Source organism: Phaeobacter sp. SYSU ZJ3003 (assembly GCF_041300735.1).
GTDB classification, from domain to species: Bacteria; Pseudomonadota; Alphaproteobacteria; order Rhodobacterales; family Rhodobacteraceae; genus Phycobacter; species Phycobacter gallaeciensis_A.
On sequence record NZ_PXNU01000076.1, the window covers coordinates 1 to 17,910 of the forward strand.

At 60.5% G+C, this 17,910-nt stretch carries 18 protein-coding genes; 8 read left to right on the forward strand and 10 right to left on the reverse strand.

All coding sequences use genetic code 11. The features are described 5' to 3' along the window. Nucleotides 1-93 precede the first annotated feature (93 nt). The 7 genes from C6W91_RS19430 to C6W91_RS19460 form a co-directional block, all read right to left on the reverse strand. The gene (locus C6W91_RS19430) at nt 94-981 is read right to left on the reverse strand and encodes an MBL fold metallo-hydrolase (RefSeq protein WP_370571422.1); all 888 of its coding nucleotides are present in this window, start codon (nt 979-981) and stop codon (nt 94-96) included. Nucleotides 982-1,232: 251 nt separating this feature from the next. Beyond that, nucleotides 1,233-2,393, reverse strand: a complete 1,161-nt coding sequence (locus C6W91_RS19435; protein WP_274830182.1) for an ABC transporter substrate-binding protein — start codon at nt 2,391-2,393, stop codon at nt 1,233-1,235. 47 nt (nt 2,394-2,440) lie between these two features. Beyond that, entirely contained in the window at nt 2,441-4,330 is a 1,890-nt protein-coding gene (locus C6W91_RS19440; RefSeq protein ID WP_274836040.1) for a long-chain fatty acid--CoA ligase, read from the reverse strand. A gap of 17 nt (nt 4,331-4,347) precedes the next feature. Next, nucleotides 4,348-5,121 carry an ABC transporter ATP-binding protein gene (locus C6W91_RS19445; protein WP_065272845.1) on the reverse strand — a complete coding sequence of 258 codons (774 nt, stop codon included), beginning with the start codon at nt 5,119-5,121 and terminating at the stop codon, nt 4,348-4,350. After that, a complete protein-coding gene (locus C6W91_RS19450; protein WP_065272844.1) occupies nt 5,121-5,888 on the reverse strand; it encodes an ABC transporter ATP-binding protein in 768 nt (255 codons plus the stop codon). The genes C6W91_RS19445 and C6W91_RS19450 overlap by 1 nt, the downstream gene beginning before the upstream one ends. Further along, nucleotides 5,885-6,970 (reverse strand): branched-chain amino acid ABC transporter permease, encoded by a 1,086-nt coding sequence (locus tag C6W91_RS19455; protein WP_065272843.1) that lies wholly within the window; start codon nt 6,968-6,970, stop codon nt 5,885-5,887. Before C6W91_RS19455 ends, C6W91_RS19450 begins: the two co-directional genes overlap by 4 nt. 4 nt (nt 6,971-6,974) lie before the next feature. Further along, the gene (locus C6W91_RS19460; protein WP_065273757.1) at nt 6,975-7,850 is read right to left on the reverse strand and encodes a branched-chain amino acid ABC transporter permease; all 876 of its coding nucleotides are present in this window, start codon (nt 7,848-7,850) and stop codon (nt 6,975-6,977) included. Between the two features lie 316 nt (nt 7,851-8,166). On the opposite strand from C6W91_RS19460, the gene C6W91_RS19465 reads away from it, so the two are divergent. Next, entirely contained in the window at nt 8,167-8,778 is a 612-nt protein-coding gene (locus C6W91_RS19465; RefSeq protein WP_065272842.1) for a TetR/AcrR family transcriptional regulator, read from the forward strand. On the opposite strand, the gene pcaQ is transcribed toward C6W91_RS19465, so the two are convergent. Further along, entirely contained in the window at nt 8,775-9,689 is a 915-nt protein-coding gene (gene pcaQ, locus C6W91_RS19470) for a pca operon transcription factor PcaQ (protein ID WP_274835097.1), read from the reverse strand. The genes C6W91_RS19465 and pcaQ overlap by 4 nt on opposite strands. A 93-nt stretch (nt 9,690-9,782) precedes the next feature. Between pcaQ and pcaC the strand changes: the two genes are divergently transcribed. The 5 genes from pcaC (at nt 9,783) to C6W91_RS19495 (ending at nt 13,648) form a co-directional block, all read left to right on the forward strand. Further along, on the forward strand, nt 9,783-10,190 hold the full coding sequence (pcaC, locus tag C6W91_RS19475; protein WP_274835098.1) for a 4-carboxymuconolactone decarboxylase: 408 nt from the start codon (nt 9,783-9,785) through the stop codon (nt 10,188-10,190). Between the two features lie 13 nt (nt 10,191-10,203). Then, entirely contained in the window at nt 10,204-10,944 is a 741-nt protein-coding gene (gene pcaH, locus C6W91_RS19480; RefSeq protein WP_274835099.1) for a protocatechuate 3,4-dioxygenase subunit beta, read from the forward strand. Next, nucleotides 10,944-11,564 (forward strand): protocatechuate 3,4-dioxygenase subunit alpha, encoded by a 621-nt coding sequence (gene pcaG / locus C6W91_RS19485; RefSeq protein ID WP_274835100.1) that lies wholly within the window; start codon nt 10,944-10,946, stop codon nt 11,562-11,564. The genes pcaH and pcaG overlap by 1 nt, the downstream gene beginning before the upstream one ends. A gap of 12 nt (nt 11,565-11,576) precedes the next feature. Then, nucleotides 11,577-12,407: a 3-keto-5-aminohexanoate cleavage protein gene (locus tag C6W91_RS19490; RefSeq protein WP_274835101.1), complete on the forward strand. Its 831-nt coding sequence runs from the start codon at nt 11,577-11,579 to the stop codon at nt 12,405-12,407. 320 nt (nt 12,408-12,727) lie between these two features. Further along, complete coding sequence (locus C6W91_RS19495; RefSeq protein WP_274835102.1) at nt 12,728-13,648, forward strand: PHP domain-containing protein; 921 nt, start codon at nt 12,728-12,730, stop codon at nt 13,646-13,648. 34 nt (nt 13,649-13,682) lie between these two features. Here the strand turns inward: C6W91_RS19495 and cueR are convergent, their stop codons facing one another. Continuing rightward, the gene (gene cueR / locus C6W91_RS19500; RefSeq protein WP_274830189.1) at nt 13,683-14,096 is read right to left on the reverse strand and encodes a Cu(I)-responsive transcriptional regulator; all 414 of its coding nucleotides are present in this window, start codon (nt 14,094-14,096) and stop codon (nt 13,683-13,685) included. 357 nt (nt 14,097-14,453) lie between these two features. On the opposite strand from cueR, the gene C6W91_RS19505 reads away from it, so the two are divergent. Together C6W91_RS19505 and C6W91_RS19510 are read left to right on the forward strand one after the other, a co-directional pair. Next, nucleotides 14,454-15,569, forward strand: coding sequence for an S-(hydroxymethyl)glutathione dehydrogenase/class III alcohol dehydrogenase (locus C6W91_RS19505; RefSeq protein ID WP_065272835.1), 1,116 nt, complete (start codon nt 14,454-14,456; stop codon nt 15,567-15,569). 132 nt (nt 15,570-15,701) lie between these two features. Next, the gene (locus tag C6W91_RS19510; RefSeq protein WP_370571423.1) at nt 15,702-16,364 is read left to right on the forward strand and encodes a GntR family transcriptional regulator; all 663 of its coding nucleotides are present in this window, start codon (nt 15,702-15,704) and stop codon (nt 16,362-16,364) included. Nucleotides 16,365-16,401: 37 nt separating this feature from the next. Here C6W91_RS19510 and C6W91_RS19515 read toward each other — a convergent pair whose 3' ends face one another. Continuing rightward, on the reverse strand, nt 16,402-17,496 hold the full coding sequence (locus C6W91_RS19515) for a Xaa-Pro peptidase family protein (RefSeq protein ID WP_065272833.1): 1,095 nt from the start codon (nt 17,494-17,496) through the stop codon (nt 16,402-16,404). Nucleotides 17,497-17,910 lie beyond the last annotated feature (414 nt).

Here is a 17,910-nt window from a genome sequence, read left to right on the forward strand (position 1 = left end):
CCGCCCCAAACTGCCCTCAAGCGGCAACATCGGCGCAGCCGAAGACGTTGTTCAGACGTTCCTTAACTTAGGCCAAATTTACAAGGAGGCAAGTTACAACGGGATAAACCGGTAACCGTCACCCTTGCGCGCGACCTGACCCAAACCACCCTCTGGTAGATGGTAGCCAATCACCCGCGTCTGCTCGTGAGCCAGTTGATCCAGCAAGCTCATGCGGGCGGCAGCGGCCATGGCTGCATCCTGGTCGGATCCCACGTGCCAATCGGGCCTTTCAAAGCTCACGTGGGAATTGCCGATGGCATCGCCAAGCACCATCACGCTCTCGCTGCCGGACCTGAGTTCAAAGGACATATGGCCCGGCGTATGACCATAGGTCGCCCGCGCCGCGACACCGGGCAGGATTTCTTCGCCATCGCGGAACCGGGTGATCTGGTCCTCCAGGATCTCCATCCGCCGCAGCGCCCCGGCGGCCATGGTAGCGCGGGCCTCGCCGATCGTGTCAATGGTGCTGGGGTCGAACCAGAAATCCCATTCCTGCTGCCCGATGAAATGTTCGGCATTGGCAAACAAAGGATCATCGAAATCGTCCAGAACGCCCCACAGGTGATCCGGGTGGCAATGGGTGAACACCACTTGGGTGACGTCCTCGGGGGATACGCCTGCCGCCTCCAGCGCGGCGGGCAGTTGCCCCGCGCTGGCCTGGAAGGCCGGGCCGGAACCGGCATCGAACAGCACGACACGGTCGCCCTGACGCATCAGCGTGACATTCAGCGGAGGCTCCATCGGATCCTGGGCAACGCCGTGCCGCGTCAGGATCGGCATCAGCTGCTCTGGCGACTGCTCGGGGAACAGGAACCCCTGAGGCAGTACCAGATTGCCATCAGACAGGGTTTGAAGGGACATATCGCCAATCATCAGCCGATCGCCGCCCGAGGCTGCAGCAGCCGATGCCATACCAGCAGCAGATCCTGCCAACGCCATACTGGCCCCTGCCCCTTGCAGAAATTCTCTTCTGTTCACACCCATTGCACCTGCCTCCCAATAATGCATCTGCGCAAATATCCGGCCGCCATGGCACAGTTATATTCACGTACGCGAATTTATATAATTTGGGGTTTGGCAATGTAAAGCCGGGCGCAGAACACCGGGCAAAAACAGACGCGGCTGACAAACAGAAAACCGGCGCGGGTCACCCCGCACCGGTTCATATCAGATTAGCTAAAGAGCGCGCGTTACTGGCGGCTCAGTTCTTTCCATTTGCCATCTTCGACAACCGAGATCACGATATCGTCCGCACCACGGTGATCATCAGCCGCATAGGTGATCTTGCTGTCGGTCAGCTCATCATAGAAATTGAGGCTCTCCATCCCCTTGATAAAGCTTTCCTGCGTCAGATCCTGCCCCGCGGCCTCAAGCGCGCGAATGACCGTATCCGCTGCGGAATAACCCAGCATGGCAAAGCCACCGGCCGGCTGACCGAACTTTTCCTCATAGGCTTTCATGAATTCGGCCGGCACCGGATCTTCGGCGCGGGCGATCAGGCTGACCCAGCCAGCCGCCGCGTAAAGACCATCGGTCACACCACCGGGAACGGCAGCAACCACATCAAGGAACCCGGCCGACGTGTTGAGGAATTTCACATCGGTCCAGCCCAGTTTCTTGGCGGTGCCGACAACGGTGATGCCCTGCCGCACGCCCAGCGCCAGTGTCACCACGTCACAGCCAGCGGACTTCAGCTTTGTGAGCGAGCCGACAAAATCCAGCTCATCCGGCTTGTGCGAGGTTTCCGCCGCATAGGTCAGGCCCAGCTCTTTGCTTACATCCTCGGTGCTTTCCTGAATTTCCTTGCCGAAATCCGACGGGATATACATCGAGCAGACTTCCTTGGCCTCGAATTCACCGGCCAGATATTTCACGCCCACCTGCACCTGATCGTAGTAGCTGGAGAAGCCGATGAATTTGTTGTGCATCGGTTCCTGAAGCATCTGACGCGCGGCGGACAGCGGGCTGATGTTCGGAATGCCCTTGGGGTCCAGCAACTTGAAGCCAGCCACGTTCATCGGTGTGCCCAGCGACAGAAGCATGGCAAAGGCCTTGTCCCGGTTCAGCAGCTTGTTGTAGCCCTGCATCGCGCGCGGGATCTGATAGCCGTTGTCCTCGACGACGAACTTGATCTGGCGACCATGCACACCGCCTGCGGCGTTGATTTCGTCAAAGCGCAGGTTGGCGCCATTGACCGCCGGCACGCCCACCGCAGCAAAGATACCGCTGAGGTCATTCACCGAGCCGATTACGACTTCGCTGTCCGTAACCCCCTGAGTGTCAGCCTGAACAGCCGTGGCCCCGGCAAGGGCTACAGCCGCCATCGTCAGCGCAGATGTCAGTTTTTTCATTTTCGCTTCCTCCCTAAATAACTGTCCGGCGTTCCTTGTCGCCGCCGCTAGTACATGTCGTCGATTAGTGCCTTGTGCTTCTTCTCCACAAAACTGCGTTTCAGTTTCATCGTTGCGGTCAACTCGTCGTCCTCAGCCGTCAGAAGAACGTTGATCAGGCGGAAATCCTTGATCTGTTCGACCCGTGCAAAGTCCCGGTTCACAGCTTCGACCTCTGCTCCGATCAGCTGTACCACCTCCTCCGCGGCACAGAGCGATGCAAAGTCGCTAAAGGGTATCTTGCGGTCCTGCGCGAATTTCTCAACATTTTCCTGATCGATCATGATCAGACAGGTGAGATATTTGCGCCCGTCCCCGATCACCACCGCATCCGAGATATAGTGGCTGAACTTCAACCGGCTTTCGATTTCGGCCGGGGTGATGTTCTTGCCGCCTGCGGTGATGATGATGTCCTTGATCCGGCCGGTGATGGTCAGATTGCCCTTGTCATCCAGCCTGCCGACATCACCCGTGCGCAGCCAGCCATCGGTGGTAAAGGTCTCGGCGGTCTTTTCATTGTTGCGCCAGTAACCCTGGAAGTTGTTGAGCCCCTTGGTCTGGATCTCCCCGTCTTCCGCGATACGCACCTCGACCCCCGGCACCGCGTGCCCCACCGTTCCCGGCGCGTTGGTGTCGAAAGTGTTGATGGTGGACAGGCCGGCGTTCTCGGTCATGCCGTAGCCTTCGATCAGCGGCACACCGATGGACCAGTACCATTCCAATAGCTCGGGTGAGATCGGCGCGGCGCCGGTTCCGCCGCGGCGCATCTTGTCCATGCCCAGCATCCGGCGCAGATTGCGCAGAACAGCAAAATCCCAGAAGGCATAAGACGCCGCCACGCCCGAAGGGACGGGTTTTCCGTACATCACGTATTGCGCCCGCTTGCGCCCGGCCTTGACCGCCTGATGGAAGGCCATACGGCCAATCGGCGTGGCTTCCTGCGCCAGAACCAGGACCCGGGAGTAGATCTTTTCCCAGACCCGCGGCACCGCGAAAAAGGTCGCCGGAGAGACCTCCTGCATATTGTCGAACACGGTTTCCGGGCTTTCGGCGAAGTTCACCGTGCTGGAAGCCGCGAGCGGGAAATAGACCGACACGTTGCGTTCAAGGATGTGGCACAGCGGCAGAAAACACAGCTGATCGTCTGTCTTGTAGACTTCCAGCGCCCGCGCCCCTGCCTCGGTCGAGGCAAGGATGTTCTCATTGCTGAGCATAGCGCCTTTGGGCATGCCCGTGGTGCCCGATGTATAGATCAGAAGCGCCGTGTCCTCGGGCTGGGATTTGGAAATTTCAGCCTCAAAGGTGCCGGGATGGCGCGCTTCATAGGCTTTACCCAGCTCGTACAGATCCTCGATGAAGAGGCATTTTTCATGGTCCAGATCATGCAGCCCTTCGCGTTCATAGATGATGACCTTGGCCAGACCCGGAACCTGATCGGCGATCTCAAGGTACTTGTCGAGCTGTTCGTCGTTTTCGACAAACAGGAACCGGCTGTCGCTGTCATTGACCAGATAGGCCAGCTGCGAGGCGGAGTCCGTGGTGTAGACGCCAGAGGCAATCCCGCCGACACCCTGAATACCCAGGTCGGAGTAAAGCCACTCGCGCCGGTCCTCACTTAAGATCGACACCACCTCGCCGCGTTTCAGACCCAGCGACATCAGGCCAAGGCCAATCCATTTCGCGTGATCCCAGTAATCGTTCCAGGAATAGGCCTTCCAGATGCCCATATCCTTTTCGCGGTGAGCAGTTCGGTCGCCCAGCGCCTGACAACGCAGCTGAAACAGTTTCACGATGGTGTCACAGCCGTCCACCAACACCGGGCGCTGGCCCGGCTCTGCGTTGAACGAAACGCCGTTGAGAACCACCTGCGGGTGTGCGGTCTGTCCAAGGTTTTGCATGTTCATCCCTTCCCCCCTCATCGCCACGTCTTCTTGCGTTTCCAGCGTTTCTCTCCGCGCTGGCCTTCTTCCTGGTGGCCCAAATAAAAGGCCTGGATGTCCTCGGACTGCATCAGGCGGTCGGCGGTGCCGTCCATCACAATGCGGCCGATCTCCATCACATAGCCCACGTCCGCCAGTTCCAGCGCGATGCGGGCGTTCTGTTCCACCAGCATCATGGTCACGTGTTCCTCGGCGTTGAGCCGCCGCAGAATGGCAAAGATCTCCTGCACCAGAAGCGGCGACAGGCCGAGGCTGGGTTCATCCAGCAGCATGATCTTGGGCCGCAGCATCAGCCCACGCCCGATCGCCAGCATCTGCTGCTGGCCGCCGGACAGCGTCCCGGCCTCCTGGTCGCGCCGTTCGGCGAGGATCGGGAAATAGTCGAATACCATCTCCCGGTCCTTTTCGATCTCGGCCCTGTCCGACCGGGTATAAGCGCCAAGGCTCAGGTTTTCATTCACCGTCAAAAGCGGGAAGACCTCGCGGCCTTCGGGCACGTGTACGATGCCCTGACTGACGATCTTGTGCGGCTCCTGTCCCTGAATCGGCTTGCCATCGAACAGCACTTCGCCCTTTTCAGGATCCATGATGCCCGAGATCGTTTTCAGAAGGGTGGATTTCCCGGCGCCATTGGCGCCCAGAACGGTGACGATCTGCCCCTTGTCCACCTTCAGCGACACGCCCCGGATCGCCATGATCGGCCCGTAAAAGCTCTCGAGGTTCTTGATTTCTAGCAAAGGCTCTCCCATCAGACAGCCCCCGCGCCAAGATAGGCCTCAATCACGGCCGGGTTCGACTGCACCTCGGCCGGTGTGCCCTCGGCCAGCTTGGCCCCATCCGCCAGCGCCAGAACGCGGTCGGACACGCCAGAGACCAGCCCCATGTCATGTTCCACCATCAATACGGTGATCCCCATCTGTTTGCGGATGTCGTCAATCCACCAGCGCATGTCCTGCGTTTCCTCAACCGAAAGTCCCGAGGCCGGTTCATCCAGCAGCAAAAGCCGTGGACCCGAGGCCAGCGCCCGGCCGAGTTCAACCACCTTGCGTACGCCATATGGCAGGCCGGCGATCATCTTGTTCCGGTAGGGCTGCAGGTCGAGGAAATCGATCACCTCCTCCACGGCCTCGCGGTGGCGGTGTTCTTCGCGGCGCACACGCGGGGCAAAGAACAGCTCTTCGATCAGCGTGGACTTGCGGTGGCGGTGCCGCCCCACAAGAAGGTTCTGCAACACCGTCGCGTGATCAAAGAGTTCGATGTTCTGAAAGGTCCGCGCGATGCCAAGATCCGCCACCTCGTCCGGTTTGCGATCCAGCAGGTTCTGCCCGTCGAAGGTGAAAGAGCCCGCATAGGGTTCGTAGAACCGCGAAATCAGGTTGAACACGGTCGACTTCCCTGCCCCGTTCGGGCCGACGATGGCATAGACCTCGCCTTCCTCGACCGAAAAGGACAGATCGTTCACAGCCACAACGCCACCGAATTTCAGCGTTGCATTCTTGATCTCCAAAAGGCTCATCTCAAACGCTCCGTCTTCAGGTAGGTTTTCTGGCGACGGAACATGTCCTTGCGCGCAAAGGGGAACAATTCGAACCAGGTCCGTATCTTCAACCAGCGGCCGTAAATGCCCATGGGTTCGAACAGGATGAACAGGATCAGGATCATGCCGAAGACGCCGGTTTCCAGCCCCGGGATGGCGACGCCGCCACCGATCACGCTGTCTTTGAGGATCGACAGACCCTGGGGCAGGAAGGCCACCACAACTGCGCCGAAGAAGGCCCCGTGAATGGAGCCGAGGCCGCCAATCACGATCATCATCAGCAGGGTGATCGAAATCACGATCGAGAAAGTCTCGTTGTTGAAGGTTCCCGCATAGTATCCCATCAGCGCCCCGGCCCAGCCGGTGATCATGCACGACAGGCCAAAGGCGGTCGCCTTGGTGCGGGCAATGTGAACGCCCATGGCAGTCGCCGAGACCTCACTGTCGCGCACCGCAGCAAAGGCACGGCCCAAAGGCGAGCGCAGCAGGTTGCGGTAGAACAGTGTGCAGATGATGGTGACGACAAGCACCAGATAGTAGAACCGGGTCGGCATCGACCAGCGTTCAATCTCGAACCCGAAAATGGTGATCATGTCCGGGAACTTGCCCGACACGCCGCCAGTCCAGGGCTCAAGAAGGACGATAATGTCATCGGCAAGGATCGACAGGGCAATGGTCGCAATCGCCAGATAGATCCCGTGCAGCCGCAGGGCCGGAATGGCGATCACGGCGCCGACGATCCCGGTGATGACCCCGGCCAGCGGGAAAGCCAGAATGAACGGCAGCCCCTGTTCGATCAGGATCGTGTTGGTATAGCAGCCGATGGCCAGAAACGCTGCATGGCCAAGGCTGGCCTGTCCGGTCTGACCGGTCAGCAGCATCAGACCCAGACCGGCAATCGCCCAGATCAGCACGTTGGTGACTTCGCCAATATAGAACTCGTTGATCAGGAACGGCAGGCCAAAGGCAATCAGGATCAGAAGGCCATAAACGCAGGCCGTCCACATATCGGGGAACAGGCGGATATCCTGCTCATAGGTGGTTTTGAAATGAATGCGCATGGGATCAGACCTTCTTCACTCGGACTTGGCTGAACAGGCCGTGCGGACGGAACACCAGCACCGCCAGAAGCAGCGCATAAGGCGCGATCTGCGAATAGCCCGCCGCAAGATACCGTGCCGCGAAGGGCTCGATCACACCCACGATCAGACCACCAGCCAGTGCACCGGGGAGCGAGCCGAAGCCGCCGATGACAGCCGCCGCAAAGGCCTTGATGCCCAAGAGGCCGGCGTTGGGATCAATGGCGCCCTTTGAGGCAAAAAGGATCCCGGCCACGGCAGCGGTTGCACCCGCCAGACCCCAGATCAGCCCCTGCACCCGGCGCACCGGAATGCCCATGAAATAGGCCGCCATCTGGTTCTGACTGGCCGCCTGCATGGCAAGCCCCAGCTTGGTGCGCTGGAAGAACTGGTAAAGCGACCATGTGAGCAGGAAGGTCACCACGATCACCGCGACATCCGCCATGCCAAGCACGACGCCGCCCAGTTGGAGATCGCCCAGTGCAAGCGGGCTTTCCAATGTCTGCGGCTCGTGCCCCCAGATCAAACCAGCCACGAAGCGCAGCACAAAGCCCAGCGCGATGGTCAGGATGACAACCGCAGTCTGGCTCTGCCCGAACAGGTGCCGCAGAATGAAAAAGTCGAGCAGATAGCCAAGAACCGCCATGATCGAAATCGCCAGCGGTGCTGCGACCCAGAATGGCAGGTCCATATATTCTGCGTTGGTAAGGCCAAGGGTCACAAATGCCCCCAGCATCATGAAATCGCCCTGAGCGAAATTGACCGCTTCAGTCGCTTTGTAGATCAGCACAAATCCGAGCGCGATCAGGCCGTAGACACAGCCATTCGCGAGCCCGCTGACCAGGAGCTGCAATACTTCCAAATTTTCCTCCCCCCGCCCGTCATGAGCGGTTCCTGACCCGGTCATTGCCGGGCATATGCGCCTTATTTTGCTGGGTTTTCGCTGCGCCTCCTCAAGCGGCGGAAACCCTTGGCGTCTAAAAACAGACTACTGAGTATGTTTTTCCCCTGTCAATTGCTAAGACCCAGCGTCAAAATGGCAAAATGCGGCTATATTTTGAGCATATGCCCCCCTATTGTTCGCTCCGCGCCCGATGGTGCGCGGCAGCGATCAAGGATGGTGAAATGGCCCCTCCAGCCGCGCCGCCCCGCAAGCAGACGACGTCAGGCGATGCATCATGTTAGAACAGATCAGCGCATCCAAAAGCGAAATTCTTGATGCAGCGGCCCATTGCTTCATGACGATGGGCGCCGATTCCGCATCCATCGACGATATCGCGGCCAGCCTTGGATCGACCAAGGGACGGATTTATCACCATTTTCCCTCTAAAGGCGCGCTTCTGGCTGCGGTACAACTGCGCGCAGCGCGGTTCACCTATCAGGCGGTCAGCGCAGTGGCCGATGATGCCCTGCCTCCGCAGCTTTGTCTGGAACGGATGGCCCGCGCCCATGTGATGGAGGTGCTGCGCTCCCTGCCCTACCACAAAGTGATTCTCCAAACCTATACCGGCGCGCGCGCCAAAACCTCCAACGCGTTTGAACTGGGCATGCAGGCGCAGGTGCGAGCAGAGCACCGGCAGTATGCCGAACTCTTCCGCGACCAGATCGCCCGGGGTATCGAGGCAGACATATTCCCGGAACGCAACCTGACGGTCACGGTTGCCGGGCTGATGCTGATGCTCAATTCCCCGGTCTTCTGGTATCAGCCGGATCGCGGCGCCGGGCAGGAGTTCCGCAACACCATCGCAGACGATCTGGCAGAAATGGCGCTGGCCAGCCTGCGCGCCTAAGCCTCGCAAATCTCCCGCAGGGCTGCGCAGAACCGCGCGGCGGCGGCAGAGAGCTGGTGTTCACTGCGGATACACAGCCCCACCGGACCCAGCGTGCTGTCCGTGTTCAGCGGCAGTAATGCCAGCACGCCCTCCTCCAGATCGGCACGCACCACACCATGGCTGATGATCCAGATCGCCCGATGCTCCAGCGTGAACCGGCGCCCAAACGTGGCAGAGACGGTTTCGATCGGGAAACGGGGCACCGTCATCCCCTGCTCCAGAAACATGCGGTCCACCAGCGGCCGGATGATCGACCCTTCCGAGGGCATCAGTACCGGGAACCCCTCAAAGGCATCAGCCGGGACATGCGGCAGCGCCGCCAGCGGATGATCATGGGCGACGACCGCGATCACCCGTTCGCGGAACAGCGGATCGAAATCCAGCCCCACCATGTGATCGGGCGCGGGCAGACGTCCCACCACCACATCCAGATTGCCCCGCCGCAGTTGGTCCAGCAGGTATTGATTGTCCCCGGTGCGGACCGAAAACCGGCTGTGGCTACCCTCGGTACGCAGCGCCGCCAGGGCATCCGGCACCACTGTCGCCGACACTGTCGGCAAAGCGCCAATAGCCACCCGTGGCCCTTCTGCCTCGTCCAGCCCCTGCAGCATTGCCACCCCGTCCCGTGCCAGCGCCAGACTGCGCCCGGCGTGGTCGCGGAACATCTCACCATAGGCGGACAGGCGGATACCGCGCCCGTGCCGCTCGACCAAGGGCTTGCCGACAACAGCCTCTAGCTCCCGCAGTGTGCGTGTCACTGCAGGCTGGGTCATGCCCAATGCCTCGGCCGCCTGGGTGACGCTGTCCTGCCGGGCGACCTCGACGAAGACCTCAAGATGGCGCAACTTCAGCTGTGCAGACAGACGCATACCATTTCCAATATGAAATCATGCAATTCACAGCATTATACAGTCCAATTTAGATATGCGATAGTACACACCATATGAAAGAGGGAGGACCGGATGACCGACAGCCGTTACGATCAGGGCATGACCGTGCGCCGCAGCGTGCTGGGAGATGCGCATGTGGATCGCGCCGAAGCTGCCAAGACCGATATGGACGTGGCCTTTCAGACGCTGATCACCGAAGGCGCCTGGGGCACCGTCTGGGCCTCGGACGGGATCGGCCAGCGCGAACGGTCGATGCTGACCCTAGCTCTGCTGGCGGCGATGGGAAATTTCGAGGAAATCCCGATGCATATCCGCGCCACCGCGCGCACGGGCGCCAGCCGCACCGATGTGATCGAAACGTTTCAGCACGTGGCGATCTACGCCGGGGTGCCGCGCGCCAACCATGCGCTGAAACTGGCCAAACAAACCTATGCGGAAATGGATGCCGAAGCCGCCGCGTCCCCGGCATCCAAGACCTGAGGAGGATAGGACAATGACGAAACCGACACAGAACATGGCTGAATTCTACCAGCGCGACCGCCGCTGGCACCCGCCAGCCTATGACAAGGACTACAAAACCTCGGTGGCGCGCTCGCCGAAGTTTTCGCTAATCAGCCTGGAAAACACGCCGAGCGAAATCACCGGCCCGCGCTTTGGCCACAGCGATCTCGCCGCCACCGACAACGATCTGATCTCGAACTACGCCAAGCCCGGCGAAAGCCCCATTGGCGAGCGGATCATCGTGCATGGCCGGGTGCTGGATGAAAACGCCCGACCGGTTCCGAATACTCTGGTGGAAATCTGGCAGGCCAATGCCGGTGGACGTTATCGTCACAAGAAAGACACCTACCTGGCGCCGATTGATCCCAACTTTGGCGGCTGCGGGCGCACCATGACGGATGAGGATGGCTACTACTATTTCCGCACCGTGAAGCCCGGCGCCTACCCCTGGCGCAACTGGGTCAACGACTGGCGCCCGGCGCATATTCACGTTTCGGTCTTTGGCAGCGGTTTTGCCCAGCGCCTGATCACCCAGCTCTATTTCGAGGGTGATCCGCTGATCAAAACCTGTCCCATTGTGGCGACGATCCCGGATCCAGACGCCATCGACCAGCTGATCGCGCGACTGGACCGCAACGCGACCATTCCGCTCGATACCATCGCATACAAATTCGACATCGTGCTGCGTGGTCGCCGCTCGACCCTGTTCGAAAACCGTCTGGAGGGGAACTGATGCAACAGAAGCTTGATTATCTGAAAGAAACCCCGTCGCAAACCGCAGGCCCCTACGTCCATATCGGCCTTGCGCCGGGCGCTGCCGGTTTCCAGATCTACGATCAGGAACTGGGTCAGGACATCGCAGGCCCCAATGCCGCCGGTGAGCGGATTCGGATTGAAGGACTGGTAATCGACGGCATCGGATCGCCGGTGAAGGACGTGCTGCTGGAGGCTTGGCAGGCCAATGCCGCCGGTGTCTATGCCCATCCAGAACATCCCGGCGAAGTCGAAGAGGGTTTTCGCGGCTGGGGCCGCGTGATCACCAACTTTGAAACCGGGGAATGGGCGTTTGAGACCGTCAAGCCCGGCCCGGTTATGGGCCGCAACGGTCAGATGATGGCGCCGCATATCAACCTCTGGATCGTGGCGCGCGGCATCAATATCGGCCTCAACACTCGCCTTTACTTTGACGACGAGGCGGAGGCCAACGCGACGGACCCGGTGATCAACCTGATCGAATGGGAGAAACGTCGCGAAACCTTGATCGCCAAGCGCAGCGAACGTGATGGGCAAACGGTTTATCGTTTTGACATTTGCCTGCAAGGTGACGATGAAACCGTATTCTTCGACATCTGAGGAGGGACAGAGTTGAGCAAACCCTGCATTATCTGCGTGGCCATCACCGGCTCGGTGCCGCGCAAGGAACATAACCCGGCGGTGCCGATTACCATCGCCGAGCAGATCGAAAGCACTCAGGAAGCTTTTGAGGCAGGCGCCTCGATCGCCCATTGCCACGTGCGCAACGACGATCAGACGCCGACCTCGGACCCAGAAAAATTCGGCCGTCTGCTGGAAGGGCTGAACAAACACTGCCCCGGCATGATCGTGCAGCTGTCCACTGGTGGCCGCTCCGGCGCAGGCAAGGAGCGCGGCGGCATGCTGTCGCTGCGCCCCGACATGGCGTCGCTGTCAGTGGGGTCCAACAACTTCCCCACCCGCGTCTACGAGAACCCGCCGGATCTGGTCGACTGGCTGGCCTCCGAAATGCGCACCTATGAGGTAAAGCCCGAGATCGAAGCCTTCGACCTCAGCCATATCCATCAGGCGGTGAAGATGAGCCGTGAAGGCGCCATTCCGGGCAAGCTCTATGTGCAATTCGTCATGGGCGTGAAGAACGCGATGCCGGTGGACAAGGAAACCTTTGATTTCTACGTCCAGACGGTCAAACGTCTTGCCCCCGAGGCGGAATGGTGCGGTGCCGGCATTGGTCCGGGTCAGATCATGCTGAACGAATGGGCCATCGCCGCAGGCGGTCACACCCGCACGGGTCTCGAAGACAACCTGCGCATTGATCGCAACACCATGGCGCCGTCGAACGCGGCCCTGGTCAAACGCGCGGCTGACCTGTGTGAGAAATACGAACGCCCCGTTGCCACCTGGCAGCAGGCGCGGGAAATTCTGGAACTGCGCCCGGCCTGAGCCTAGCGCAGACTGTTCACGCGGAGTTGTTCTTGAGGTCTGTTTCTCGCAGGCCCACTTCAAACCGCCTATACAATACGCAACGGTCCGGTCTGATCAGGCCGGACCGTTGCGTCACCTCTGCCGCCCCCCTTGCGGGCCCGGCGTCCTCGGCCTACATCCCCCCTGCGCGCGGCACCCCGTTTCTCTCGAGCCGCTCCTCCCTCGGCGCTGCCTTTTCTTAGGCAGGGGGTTGCCGCGCGCGTTCCTTCTCCTTCTCGTGTCACAAAACCATTGCCAAAGGCCGCTACCAGCCGGGGAACACGGACAGGAGACACCCCATGCTGCACCCCGCTTTTGCCGCCCCCGGAGAGTTTTTCCGCGGCAACCTGCATTGCCATTCCAACAGGTCGGACGGGGTTCTTGACCCGGCGGAGGTCTGCCGCCGCTACAAGGCGGAAGGCTATGATTTCATTGCGCTGACCGATCATTTCGTCGGGCGGTTTGACTATCCGATCACCGACACGCGCGACTTCAGGGACGAGGTCTTCACCACCCTGCCCGGCGCCGAACTGCATTCCGGCGCCATGGAAAACGGTGAGCTGTGGCACATTCTCGCCGTCGGCCTGCCTGCGGATTTTGCGCCGTCCCACTCGCCTGACTTTCACCCCGTCGAAGGCCAGGAAACCGGGCCGCAGATCGCCCGGCGTGCGCGTGAGGCCGGGGCTTTCGTGACCATTGCCCATCCCCATTGGTCGGGCATGACATTGACAGATGCGCGCAGCATCGAAGCGGCCCATGCGGTGGAAATTTACAATCATACCTGTGCCGTCGGCACTGATCGCGGCGAAGGCAGCCATGTCGCCGACCTTCTGCTCTCTGATTGGCGCGACCTGAACCTCATCGCCACCGATGACGCCCATTTCGCTGGCCCCGATCATTTCGGCGGCTGGGTCATGGTCAAGGCAGAAGCCAACGAGCCTGATTTGCTGCTGGAGGCCCTGAAGGACGGAAATTTCTATTCTTCACAAGGGCCCGAGCTGAAGGCTGTGGCGCTGAACGGCGGGCATATCGATGTGGCCTGCAGCCCGGTCTCTTCGGTCATCGTGCAGGGGCATGGCTCTGCCGCAACTCTGCAGCATGGCACCGCGCTGACACAGGCGCGTATTCCGCTCGACCGTCTGAAAGACAGCCCATGGCTGCGGGTTACCGTGATTGACCGGTCTGGCAAGCGGGCCTGGTCCAATCCGATCTGGCGCTGACGCGGATCGCACCGACAACCCGCAGGAACCGGCGCTACTCCGCGCCGGTTTCCTTTGCACAGAATTCGCCGGACAGATCTTTCAGAATTGGACAATCTGGCCGGTTGTCCCCGGCGCAGCAATGCACCAGTTCGGTCAGTGTATCGCGCATCGCCTGCAAATCAGCGATCTTGGCTTCGATCTTGCCGAGATGCTCCTGCGCCAGATGTTTCACATCGGCGCTGGCGCGGCTTTCATCCTCGTAGAGCGCCATCAGCATTCGGCAGTCTTCGATGGTAAAGCCCAGAGCCCGAGCCCGCCCCAGGAAGGCCAGCTTATGCAGGTCGGTTTCGGCAAAACTGCGATAGCCGTTGGCGCTGCGCATGGGTTTGATGAGGCCGATATCCTCGTAATACCGAATGGTTTTGGCAGGCAGCCCTGAACGGGCTGCAACATCTCCGATATTCATGCTGGTGCCTCCTTCATCCCGGTGTCGCATAGGGCGCTATCGCAGTCACCCCTTTCATCTATAGTCGGTCATCGCCCGTACAAGCATCACCAGACAGGCAGGCGTAAAAGGCATTGCAGATCTTCCCCTCCGAAACGGCCGTACAAGCCCGGATGACGCAGAGCTGCACGCAAGCGCCGGTTTTCTACAATACGCCCTCTTGCTGGTGAAAATCCGTGCAACAGGGGTGCTTGCGCCCATAGGGTGGCGAATGTAACGCTGGCGAAAGCAGGGCCAAAAGGTCCGCCAGCGCATGATGCCTCATGCCACAGAACACCCGGCCCGTCGGCCGCCAGACAGAAGCGAAGGAACCCAAACATGATCCGCACCCGTGCCGCCGTTGCCGTTGCTCCCGGCAAACCGCTTGAAATCATGGACGTGAACCTCGAAGGCCCCAAAGCGGGTGAGGTTCTGGTAGAGATCAAGGCCACCGGTCTGTGCCACACCGACGAATTCACCCGCTCGGGCGATGACCCCGAAGGCATCTTCCCCGCCATCCTGGGCCACGAAGGCGCAGGCGTGGTGATCGAAGTCGGCGAAGGCGTCACCAGCCTGGAAGTGGGCGATCACGTGATCCCGCTTTACACACCTGAGTGCCGCGAATGCGAATACTGCCTCAACCCGAAAACCAACCTCTGCCAGTCGATCCGCACCACCCAGGGCGCGGGCCTGCTGCCCGATGGCACCACCCGGTTCTCGATGCTGGATGGCACACCGATCCACCACTACATGGGCTGTTCGACCTTCGCCAACCACACCGTTGTTCCCGAAATCGCGCTGGCCAAGGTGCGCAAGGACGCGCCCTTTGACAAGATCTGCTACATCGGCTGCGGCGTCACTACCGGCATCGGCGCGGTGATCAACACCGCCAAGGTCGAAATCGGCTCCACCGCCATCGTGTTCGGTCTGGGCGGCATCGGTCTCAACGTGATCCAGGGCCTGCGGCTCGCGGGCGCCGACCAGATTGTCGGCGTGGACCTGAACCCCGGCAAGGTGGAGATGGCCACGCATTTCGGCATGACCGATTTCGTCAACCCCGCCGAAGTTGAGGGCGATCTGGTCGCGCATCTGGTCGAACTGACCGGCGGTGGTGCCGATTACACCTTTGACGCCACCGGCAACGTGCAGGTCATGCGCACCGCGCTGGAAGCCGCGCACAAGGGCTGGGGCGAAAGCATCATCATCGGCGTTGCCCCCGCAGGGGCCGAGATTTCCACCCGCCCCTTCCAGCTGGTCACCGGCCGCAGCTGGCGCGGCACCGCATTCGGTGGCGCCTCGGGCCGTACCGATGTGCCGAAGATCGTCGACTGGTACATGGACGGCAAGATCGAGATCGACCCGATGATCACCCACAAGCTGTCGCTGGACGAAATCAACCACGGCTTCGACCTGATGCACGAAGGCAAATCCATCCGCGCCGTCGTGGAATTCTGAGACAGGCCAGCCCGGTTACCAATCAGCGCCGTGGGTCCCTTGGGCTCGCGGCGTTTGCTTTGCCGCTTTCACAGCTGAGCAGAAGCCCTGTATAGAGGGGCCGGTTCACCGCAAGACAGATGAGGCAGAGGCGTGAAGTTTCAGGCCACGGATATTTCACAGACAGCCAGTGCTGCGACGGTCATCTTTGACGCGCTGCGCAAGGCCATCATCCAGGGCGATCTTGCCGATGGCGACCCGCTGCGCCAGGAAGAGATCGCCAAGGCGTTTCACACCTCCCGCTTTCCGGTGCGCGAGGCCCTGACCCGGCTGGAACAGCAAGGGCTGGTCAAAACCCAGCGTTACAAGGGCGCGGTGGTCGCGACCCTGTCGATGCAGGAGGCAGGCGAGGTTTTCGATCTGCGGGCCAAGTTGGAAGCCGATGTGATCCGCCAGGCGGTTCCGAATATGACACCGGACACCCTGCAAAGCGCCGAGGCCTGTCTGGAGAAATTTGCCGCCTCGGACGACCCTATGATTTGGGGGCAACTGAACCGCAAATTCCACGGCGCGCTTTATAGCGTCAGCGGCATGCCCTACCATGTTCAGGTCATCGAAAACGCCATGGACCGGGTGGACCGCCACCTGCGCGCGCAACTGGTAATGAGCGGCGGCGTCGACCGCAGTACCGAAGAACACCGGGCCATCCTGACCGCCTGCACGGCGGGAGAGGCGGAGACCGCCGCGCGGCTAACCTTTGCTCATATTCAGGATGCCAAGGCCTCGCTTCAGGCGCAGTTGCAATCCGCCAGCTGAAGCACGGGTTCGCCCCCCATTTCCGCGTGGCGTCAGATCAGCCGACGATCATCAGCTCCTTGGGGAAGGTGGTCAGCGTGCGGCAGCCGTCCTCGGTTATCAGCACGTCATCCTCGATCCGCACGCCAAACAGGCCCGGCCCGTAAAGACCCGGCTCATTGGTGTAGACCGTGCCTGCGGGCAGCTCCTGATGATTGCCACGCATGATATAGGGTGCTTCGTGGACATCGCGGCCAAGCCCATGCCCGGTCTTGGTGCGGATCCGGTCGGCATAGGGCGAGGCTTCCAGAACGCCGGTCACCACATCATCAATCTCATGCGCCGTGACCCCGGCCCGCGTCACCTCCAGCCCAGCCAGATTGGCGCGCAGCACCGTGTCATACACCGCGCGACCTTCGTCACTGACCTCACCAACAAAAACGGTGCGGGTAATATCGGCGCAGAAGCCGTCCTTGCGGCCGCCGAAATCGAACAGCAGTGCATCACCGGACTGTACCTTGTAATCGGCGCGCGCGTGCGCGTGGGGGCGCGCGGAATTGTCCCCGGCCGCAACGATAGGGGTAAAGGCCAGGTCATCGGCGCCTTCGGCAAACAGAGCCTGGATCAGCGCACTTTCGATCTCTTTCTCGGTCTGGCCGACACACACGCCTTCCAGAACCCGATGCAGCGCACGCTCTGACAGGCTGATAGCCGCCTCAAGCGCAGCGAGATCAGCCGCCGTCTTGATCATCCGTAGCCCGGAGATCTGACGTTCGGCATCGATGATTTCGACATCGGGCATCGCCTGTTTCAGCGCGTGATGCACAAAGACCCGCATCACCTGTCCTTCGACGGCCAGCCGGGTCATCGGCAGATGCGCCGCCAGCGCCGCAAAGGCACCGGCATAGCCATCCTGATCGCGCCAATCAAAAACCGCCCCATCAAAGCCGACTTGCTCCCAGGAGCCAAGTTCAAGGTTCGGAACGATCGCGGCCGGTTTGCCTTCGGCGGGTATCACCAGAACGAAAGGTCGTTCATGGCTCATGAAACTGTGACCGAGGGCCCGCGTGAAATTCGGCCCGGGCACCAGTGCGATGGCCTCCACCTTTAGGGCAGCGGCAAGTTGACGGTAGTCAGCCAGGAGTTGCGTCATCGATTTCGGACCTCGCGCGTTGATGATGTCAGACCAGTGGGGTCTGATCGTTGCAGCAATGCCTCCGTGATAACATCGAAAATTTGACATTGGAAACAAGGCGTTCCCCGCTCGCCCGTTTTCGGTATCAAACTGCGCCCCCGTCCCCGCCCCTACATCCTCGCGCCCAGAGACATGAGACCGCCTCGGGACTGCCAACATCCTGCAAACGCCTCACAAAGCCGTTAACTATTTGGTAAGAACTGGCGCAAAAACGATACAAAGTTTAATAGAATTGAGTCAAATGCGGCGGCAAAGCCACTATTCCCACCGCTTGAAAGAGTTTCATGTTACTTAAAATGTAGACATAAGGAAAGTCTGAAAAACCTCGTGCTCTGAGCGGGTTGCGGTAGACTGAGCGGGACCTTGAAGGAT

Bases quoted from the DNA above. Each gene is read 5' to 3' on its own strand.
- C6W91_RS19430 (WP_370571422.1), bottom strand. From the start codon at position 981: ATGGCGTTGGCAGGATCTGCTGCTGGTATGGCATCGGCTGCTGCAGCC.
- C6W91_RS19435 (WP_274830182.1), bottom strand. From the start codon at position 2,393: ATGAAAAAACTGACATCTGCGCTGACGATGGCGGCTGTAGCCCTTGCC.
- C6W91_RS19440 (WP_274836040.1), bottom strand. From the start codon at position 4,330: ATGCAAAACCTTGGACAGACCGCACACCCGCAGGTGGTTCTCAACGGC.
- C6W91_RS19445 (WP_065272845.1), bottom strand. From the start codon at position 5,121: ATGGGAGAGCCTTTGCTAGAAATCAAGAACCTCGAGAGCTTTTACGGG.
- C6W91_RS19450 (WP_065272844.1), bottom strand. From the start codon at position 5,888: ATGAGCCTTTTGGAGATCAAGAATGCAACGCTGAAATTCGGTGGCGTT.
- C6W91_RS19455 (WP_065272843.1), bottom strand. From the start codon at position 6,970: ATGCGCATTCATTTCAAAACCACCTATGAGCAGGATATCCGCCTGTTC.
- C6W91_RS19465 (WP_065272842.1), top strand. From the start codon at position 8,167: ATGTTAGAACAGATCAGCGCATCCAAAAGCGAAATTCTTGATGCAGCG.
- pcaQ (WP_274835097.1), bottom strand. From the start codon at position 9,689: ATGCGTCTGTCTGCACAGCTGAAGTTGCGCCATCTTGAGGTCTTCGTC.
- pcaC (WP_274835098.1), top strand. From the start codon at position 9,783: ATGACCGACAGCCGTTACGATCAGGGCATGACCGTGCGCCGCAGCGTG.
- pcaH (WP_274835099.1), top strand. From the start codon at position 10,204: ATGACGAAACCGACACAGAACATGGCTGAATTCTACCAGCGCGACCGC.
- pcaG (WP_274835100.1), top strand. From the start codon at position 10,944: ATGCAACAGAAGCTTGATTATCTGAAAGAAACCCCGTCGCAAACCGCA.
- C6W91_RS19495 (WP_274835102.1), top strand. From the start codon at position 12,728: ATGCTGCACCCCGCTTTTGCCGCCCCCGGAGAGTTTTTCCGCGGCAAC.
- cueR (WP_274830189.1), bottom strand. From the start codon at position 14,096: ATGAATATCGGAGATGTTGCAGCCCGTTCAGGGCTGCCTGCCAAAACC.
- C6W91_RS19505 (WP_065272835.1), top strand. From the start codon at position 14,454: ATGATCCGCACCCGTGCCGCCGTTGCCGTTGCTCCCGGCAAACCGCTT.
- C6W91_RS19515 (WP_065272833.1), bottom strand. From the start codon at position 17,496: ATGACGCAACTCCTGGCTGACTACCGTCAACTTGCCGCTGCCCTAAAG.